Annotated in this window: 1 protein-coding gene; it reads right to left on the reverse strand. The window is 69.7% G+C overall.

Annotated features, from left to right (window positions below; translation table 11 throughout):
* The coding region (locus ON20_RS22700) for a non-ribosomal peptide synthetase (protein WP_040838435.1) at positions 1 to 8,198 on the reverse strand (8,198 nt) is incomplete at both ends.

Raw genomic sequence — 8,198 nt, forward strand, 5'->3', positions numbered from 1 at the left:
CGCGGGCTCGCCCGACTCGCCGTAGCGGTCCCCGGCGATCAGATGCAGGTCGAACTGCGACAGCTCGGTATCGATATCGAGCCCGGACACGGTCAGGCCCGGCAGCTCCAGGCTGGACTGTGCCAGGTTCTGGAACGACAGGCCCACCTGGAACAGCGGGTGCCGTGCCGTGGACCGGACGGGGTTGAGCACCTCCACCAGTCGCTCGAACGGCACATCGGCATTCGCGAACGCCCGGAGGTCGGTCTCGCGCTGACGCGCCAGCAGCTCGGTGAACGACTCGCCGCGGTCGATACGGGTCCGGAACACCAGGGTGTTGACGAACATACCGATCAGCTCGTCCAACACCGCCTCACCGCGACCCGCCATCGGAGTGCCGACGGCGATGTCGTCGGTACCCGACAGGCGCGACAGCAGTACCGCGAACGCGGTGTGCACCACCATGAACAGCGTCGCGCCCTCCGCGCGGGCCAGTTCGTTCAACGCGGTGTGCAGTTCGGCGTCGATGTCCACCCGCACCTTGCCACCCGCGAAGGACTGGACGGCCGGACGCGGCCGGTCGGCGGGCAGGTCCAGTTGGTCGGGCAGGTCCGCCAGCGCGGACTTCCAGTATTCGACCTGCTTGTGCGCCAACGACTCCGCATCGGACTCGTCACCCAGCAGCTCCCGCTGCCAGACCGCGTAATCGGCGTACTGCACCGGCAGCGGCGCCCAGCCCGGCGCCTCACCGGCCATCCGGGCCGCGTAGGCGGCCATCAGATCCCGCACCAGCGGAGCCACCGACGAACCGTCACCGGAGATGTGGTGCACCACCATGGCCAGCACGTATTCGTTCGCACCGGTGGTTTCGGGCTCGTCGCCGATCCGCAGCAGCGCCAACCGCAGCGGCACCTCCGTGGTGACGTCGAAGACGGTGGAGGTCAGTGCCACGACGGCGGATTCGACCTCGGCCGGCGTGACCGTCCGAACATCCAGGTCAGGCTGCGCCTCGCGCAACGGCAGCACCACCTGCACCGGCCCCTGCTCGGTATCCGGGTAGTAGGTGCGCAGGATCTCGTGCCGTCCCACCAGGTCACCGACTGCCGCGTGCAGCGCCTCGACATCCAGATCCCCGGACAACCGGACAGCGACGGGCACGTTGTAGGCCGCCGACTCCGGCTCGAACCGGTTGAGGAACCACATGCGCTGCTGGGCGAGCGACAACGGCACCCGCTCCGGCCGCGGACCCGCGACCAGCGCCAAGCGGGCACCGGCGCCGGCCTGCTGCTCGGCCTTCGCGGCCAGCCCCGCCACCGTCGACGCCTCGAACAGTGTCCGCACCGGCACCTGCGTATCCAGCGCGGCACCGATCCGGGCACTCACCTGCGTCGCCAGCAGCGAGTTACCGCCGAGGGCGAAGAAGTCGTCGTCCGCGCCGACCCGATCCACACCGAGCACCTCGGCGAACACGCCCGCCACGATCTCCTCGATCGGGGTGGTCGGGGCGCGGAACCGGGCGGCCTCGAACTCCGGTTCCGGCAGCGCCCTGCGGTCCAGCTTGCCGTTCGCGTTCAACGGCAACGCATCCAGGACGACGAACGCCGACGGCACCATGTACGACGGCAGCGTCCGGTTCAGTTCGGCCTGCACCCGCGCCGGATCGATCTCGCCGTCGGCGGGCACCACGTACCCGACGAGACGGTCGCCGGTGTGTGGGTCGGACTTGGCCAGCACCGCGGTCTGTGCGATTCCCGGCAGCGCCAGCAGCGCGGCCTCGATCTCACCGAGCTCGATACGGAAACCGCGGATCTTCACCTGGAAGTCGGTACGACCCCGGTAGTCCAGCACCGCGTGGTCGGCCCCGCGAGCCGAGCGGACGGCCTTCCATGCCACCAGGTCACCGGTGCGGTACATCCGCGCACCCGGGTTGAACGGATCGGCCACGAAACGGTCCGCGGTCAGATCCGCGCGTCCGAAGTAGCCGCGTGCCAGCTGCGCGCCCGCCAGGTACAGCTCACCTGCGACACCGTCCGGCACCGGCCGCAGCCGCTCGTCCAGGACGTACACCCGGCTGTTCCACTGCGGCGCACCGATCGGCACCGACGTCCGGTCGACCGCGGCCACCCGGTGGGTGGTGACCGACACCGCCGCCTCGGTCGGGCCGTACAGGTTGAACAGCTCGATACGCGGATGCTCGGCCAGGAACCGCTGCGCGGTCGCGCCCGGCAGGGCCTCACCGATGGCCAGCACCCGCCATAGCGAGTCGACCAGACCGTCGGCCAGCAGCGCCTCCAGCATGGACGGCACCACGTGCAGGGTGGTTACCCATTCGCGGCGCATCAGATCGTTGAGATACGCCGGATCGCGGTGGCCGTCCGGCGACGCGATCACCAGGCGACCGCCGCAGACCGCGGCCGTCCAGAACTCCCATACCGACAGGTCGAAGGTCGCCGCGGTCTTGAGCAGGACCGCGTCGGCGGCATCCAGACCGAACTCCACCGTCTGGTACTGCAGCTGGTTCGCGATGGCGGCGTGTGCGACGGCGACACCCTTGGGGCGGCCGGTGGAGCCGGAGGTGAAGATCACGTACGCGGTGTGCTCGGGACGCAGCGGCGCGACCCGGTCCGTGTCGGTGACCGGCGCGAGGCTGTACTCGGTGAGATCCACCTCGTCCACGCGAACCACCGGCGCGGTATCGGTGGTGAACTCCGCCTCGGCGTTGGTCAGCACACACACCGGTGCCGCGGTTTCCAGGATGTAGCCGGTCCGCTCCGCGGGCTGGTCCGGATCCACCGGCACATACGCGCCACCGGCCTTGGCGACGGCGTACATGGCCACGACCAGATCCACCGAACGCCGCAGCGCCAGCGCGACCCGGTCCTCCGGCCCCACACCGCGGTCGATGAGGTGCCGGGCCAACCGGTTCACCCGGGCATCGAGTTCACCGTAGGAGAGCTGGGTGCCGTCGTCGGTCACCAGCGCGACCGACCGCGACGCGGAGACTACCGTGGCATCCAGCAACGACGCCAGGGTGGCCGCGGCTTCCACCGGATACTCGGTGGTATTGCGGCCGGTGATCATCCGGGCGCGTTCGGCGGCGTCGAGCAGTTCGATATCGCCGACCGGGGTGCGCGGATTCGCGACGAGGCCGGTGAGCAGGCGGGTGAACCGGTCCAGGAAGCCCTGCACGGTTTCGCGGTCGAACAGATCGGTCGCGTACGTGATGTGCCCGGCGATGCCCTCGGCCTCGCCCGCCGCGCCGTAGCGGTCACTGATGATCAGATGCAGATCGAACTGCGACACCTCGGCGTCGGTTTCGATACCCGACACCGTCAGGCCGGGCAGTTCCAGGTTCGCCAGGCTCAGGTTCTGGAACGACAGACCCACCTGGAACAGCGGGTGCCGCGCCGTGGACCGGGTCGGGTTCAGCACCTCGACCAGTCGCTCGAACGGCACATCGGCGTTGGCGAACGCCTGGATATCGATATCGCGCTGCCGCGCCAACAGATCCGTGAACGCCGCACCGCGGTCCACTTGCGTGCGGAACACCAGGGTGTTGACGAACATACCGATCAGGTCGTCCAGCAACGCCTCGCCACGACCGGCCATCGGGGTGCCGATGGCGATGTCGTCGCTGCCGGACAGCCGCGACAGCAGTACCGCGAACGCGGTGTGCACCACCATGAACAGCGTCGCGCCCTCCGCGCGCGCCAACTCGGTGAGCGCGCGATGGGTTTCGGCGTCCAGCTGCCATTCCACTTTGCCACCGGCGAAGGACTGCACCGCCGGGCGTGGCCGGTCGGTCGGCAGGTCCAGCTGGTCGGGCAGGTCCGCCAGCGCGGACTTCCAGTATTCGACCTGCTTGTGCGCCAACGATTCCGGATCGGACTCGTCACCGAGCAGCTGCCGCTGCCAGACGGCGTAGTCGGCGTACTGCACCGGCAGCGGCGCCCAATTCGGCGCCTCGCCCACGGTGCGGGCGGCGTAGGCGGTCATCAGATCGCGCACCAGCGGACCCACCGACGAACCGTCACCGGAGATGTGGTGCACCGCCAACGCCAGCACGTATTCCGGCGCGACCTCCGTGGTTTCGTTCTCGTCGGCGATCCGCAGCAGCGCCACCTCGAGCGGCACCTCGTCGGTGACGTCGAAGGCGGTGCGGGTCAGCGCCACGACCGCGGCCTCGACCTCGGCGGGGGCGACGGTCCGCACGTGCAGATCCGGTGCCGCGTCGGCGGCCGGCAGGATCACCTGCACCGGACCCTGCGGGGTCTCCGGATACACGGTGCGCAGCACCTCGTGGCGGTCCACCAGGTCGCGGACGGCGGCGCGCAACGCCTCGACGTCCAGGTCGCCGGTCAGCCGGACGGCGATCGGCACGTTGTAGGCCGCCGACTCCGGCTCGAACCGGTTCAGGAACCACATGCGCTGCTGCGCGAGCGACAGCGGCAGCCGTTCCGGCCGGACGATATCGCCCAATTCCACGGCCCGCGCGCCACGGGTTCCGGATTCGACACGGGCGGCCAGCGCCGTCACCGTCGACGCCTCGAACAGGTCGCGCACCGGCACCCGGACGTTCAATGCCGCGCCGAGACGCGCCGCCACCTGGGTGGCGACCAGCGAGTTGCCGCCCAGTTCGAAGAAGTCGTCGTCCGCGCCGACCCGTTCCACGCCCAGCGCCTCGGCGTACACCTCGGCCACGATCTCCTCGATCGGGGTCGTGGGGGCCCGGAATTCGCGGGTCTGGAACTGCGGCTTCGGCAGCGCCTTGCGGTCGAGTTTGCCGCTGGTGTTCAGCGGGAACTCGGCCAGGCCGACGACGGCGGCGGGAATCATGTATGCGGGCAGGGTTTCCCGCACCGCGTCCAACAGCGCCGCCTGGTCGATCTCATGGCCGGGCGCGGGCACCGCGTAGGCCACCAGCTGGTCGCCGATCTCGGACGGCAGCACCAGCGCTACCGCCTGGCTCACCGACGGCTGCGCCAGCAGCGCCGATTCGATATCGCCGAGTTCGATGCGCTGACCGCGGAACTTGACCTGGAAGTCGGAGCGACCCAGGTAGTCCAGCACCGCCCGGCCGGTGACCTGCTGCCACCGCACCAGGTCACCGGTGCGGTACATGCGCGCACCCGGATAGAACGGATCGGCGACGAACCGGTCGGCGGTCAGGTCCGTCCGGGCCACATAGCCGCGGGCCAACTGGTCACCGGCCAGATACAGTTCGCCCACCACACCCGGCGACACCGGCCGCAGGCGGGAATCCAGCACGTAGACACGGGTGTTCCACTGCGGCACACCGATCGGGACACTGGTACGTTCGGCACCCGTGGCCGGCCAGTAGGTAACCGACACCGCGGCCTCGGTCGGCCCGTACAGGTTGTGCACGCCCGCGGTCGAGATGGCCCGCACCGCGGCGACGGTCTCCAGCGGCAGCGCCTCACCGATGACGAACACATCGCGCAACGTCTCGAGAGCCCCGGCCGAGGTGTGTGTGGCGAACACCGTGAGCATCGACGGCACGAAGTCGGTGACGGTCACCTTCCGTGCCGCGATGACCTCGGCGATGTAACCGGGATCGCGGTGGCCGTCGTGGGTGGCCACGACCAGCGTCGCGCCCGCCCGCAGCGGCATGAAGTAACCCCACAGCGAGACGTCGAAGGTGGTCGCCGTCTTCTGGAAGTAGACGTCGTCAGCGCTCATCGGGTATTCGGCGAGCATCCAGACGATCTGGTTGTTGATCGCGCGGTGCGATACCGCCACACCCTTCGGGCGGCCCGTCGAACCGGAGGTGAAGATCACGTACGCCGGGTTGTCCGGCCGCACCGGACCCCGCAGTTCCTCCGGCCGCACCGGGGAGGCGTCGAAGCCGGCGGTGTCGGCGGTGTCGATGTGCAGCACCGGGGTGTTCTCCGGCACCGGCACCGCGTCGGCGGTTGTGGTGAGCACGCACACCGGCTGCGCCGTATCGAGGATATGGCCGATGCGTTCGGCCGGATGGTCCGGATCCAGCGGCACGTAGGCACCGCCGGCGGTGATGATCGCGTACATGCCGACCACCAGGTCGAGCGAGCGCCGCACCGCCAAACCGACCAGCGACTCCGGCCCCACCCCCTCGGCGATGAGCAGGCGGGCCAACCGGTTGACCCGTTCGTCGAATTCCCGGTAGGTCAGCTCGGTACCCTCGTAGACCACCGCGACCCGGTCCGGGTGGGCGGCCGCGGCCCGGGTGTAGCCGGACAGCAGCGGTTCCGGATCGACCGGATAGGCGGTGTCGTTCCACCCCACCAGGACCTCGGTCCGCTCGGCCGGATCGAGAATGTCCAGGTCGCCCACCGCGGCAGCCGGATTCGCGGCGACCTCACCGAGCAGCCGCACGAAACGGTCGATGAAGCGCCGCACCGTCGGGGCGTCGAACAAGGCGGTCGCGTACGTCAGATAGCCGCCGATACCGGCCGGCGCGCCGGTCTCGTCATAGTCGTCGGCGACGATCAGATTCAGGTCGAACTGCGACAGTGCCGCATCGATATCGAGCGCGGATACGGCCAGGCCCGGCAGTTCCAGACCGGATGGACCCATGTTCTGGAAGGCCAGACCCACCTGGAACAGCGGATGCCGCGCCGTGGAGCGGGCCGGGTTCAGGACCTCGACCAGCCGCTCGAACGGCACATCCGAGTTGGCGAACGCCTGGATATCGATATCGCGCTGCCGCGCCAACAGATCCGTGAACGATTCGCCGCGGTCGATACGGGTCCGGAACACCAGGGTGTTGACGAACATACCGATCAGATCGTCCAGCGCCGCCTCGCCACGTCCGGCGATCGGGGTGCCGATGGCGATGTCGTCGGTCCCCGACAGGCGCGACAGCAGCACCGCGAACGCGCTGTGCACCACCATGAACAGCGTCGCGCCCCGGTCGTGCGCCAACTCCACCAATGCGCGATGGATCTCGGCGTCGATCCGCACCTCTACGCGGCCACCGGCGAAGGACTGCACCGCCGGGCGCGGCCGGTCGGTCGGCAGGTCCAGCTGCTCCGGCAGGTCCGCCAGCGCGGACTTCCAGTATTCGACCTGCTTGTGCGCCAACGACTCCGCATCGGACTCGTCGCCCAGCAGCTCCCGCTGCCAGATCGCGTAATCGGCGTACTGCACCGGCAGCGGCGCCCAGCCCGGCGCCTCGCCCGCGGTGCGGGCCGCGTAGGCGGTCATCAGGTCCCGGACCAGCGGAGCCATCGACGCACCGTCACCGGAGATGTGGTGCACCACCATGGCCAGCACATATTCCGCCGCGGTTCCGGACGAACCGTTGCGGCGCTCATCGCCCACGAGTTCGAACAGCGCCACCCGCAGCGGCACCTCGGCGGTGACATCGAAACCGGCGGAGGCCAACGCCACCACGGCGGTCTCCACCTCGGCCCACGAAACCACCCGCACATCCAGGTCCGGCACCGCGTCGGCGGCCGGCAGGATCACCTGCACCGGACCCTGCGGGGTCTCCGGGTACACGGTGCGCAGCACCTCGTGCCGGCCGATCAGGTCACCGATCGCGGCACGCAGCGCGTCCACATCCAGCTCCCCGGACAGCCGCACCGCGACCGGCAGGTTGTAGGCCGCCGACTGCGCGTCGAAGCGGTTCAGGAACCACATGCGCTGCTGGGCGAGCGACAACGGCACCCGCTCCGGCCGCGGACCGGCGACCAGCGCCGCGCGGGCACCGCCCGCGCCCTGTTCCACCCGTGCCGCCAGCGCGGCCACGGTGGACGCCTCGAACAGCAGCCGCACCGGCACGCTGATACCGAGCGCGGCACCCACCCGGGCGGCGACGCGGGTGGCGATCAGCGAGTTGCCGCCCAGTTCGAAGAAGTCGTCGTCCAGACCGACCCGACGCCCCCCGGACAGTCCCAGCACCTCGGCGAAGGCACCGGCGACGATCTCCTCCACCGGGGTGGTAGGCGCTCGGAAAACCGCCTTCTCGAAGGTGGGTTCGGGCAGGGCCTTGCGGTCCAGTTTGCCGTTCGCGTTGAGCGGCAGGGCGTCCAGCACCAGGAACGCCGACGGAACCATATACGAGGGCAGTCGGTCGGACAGGTAGCCGCGCAGTGTCTCCGTATCGACAGCGACCCCCGAGGCGGGAACCACATAGGCGACGAGCCGGTCACCGGAGCGGTCGTCGGAGTGGACGAGCACGACCGCCTGCGCGACCGTGTCGTATTCGGTGAGCG

Source organism: Nocardia brevicatena NBRC 12119 (assembly GCF_000308495.1).
In the GTDB taxonomy this organism is placed as follows: Bacteria; Actinomycetota; Actinomycetes; order Mycobacteriales; family Mycobacteriaceae; genus Nocardia; species Nocardia brevicatena.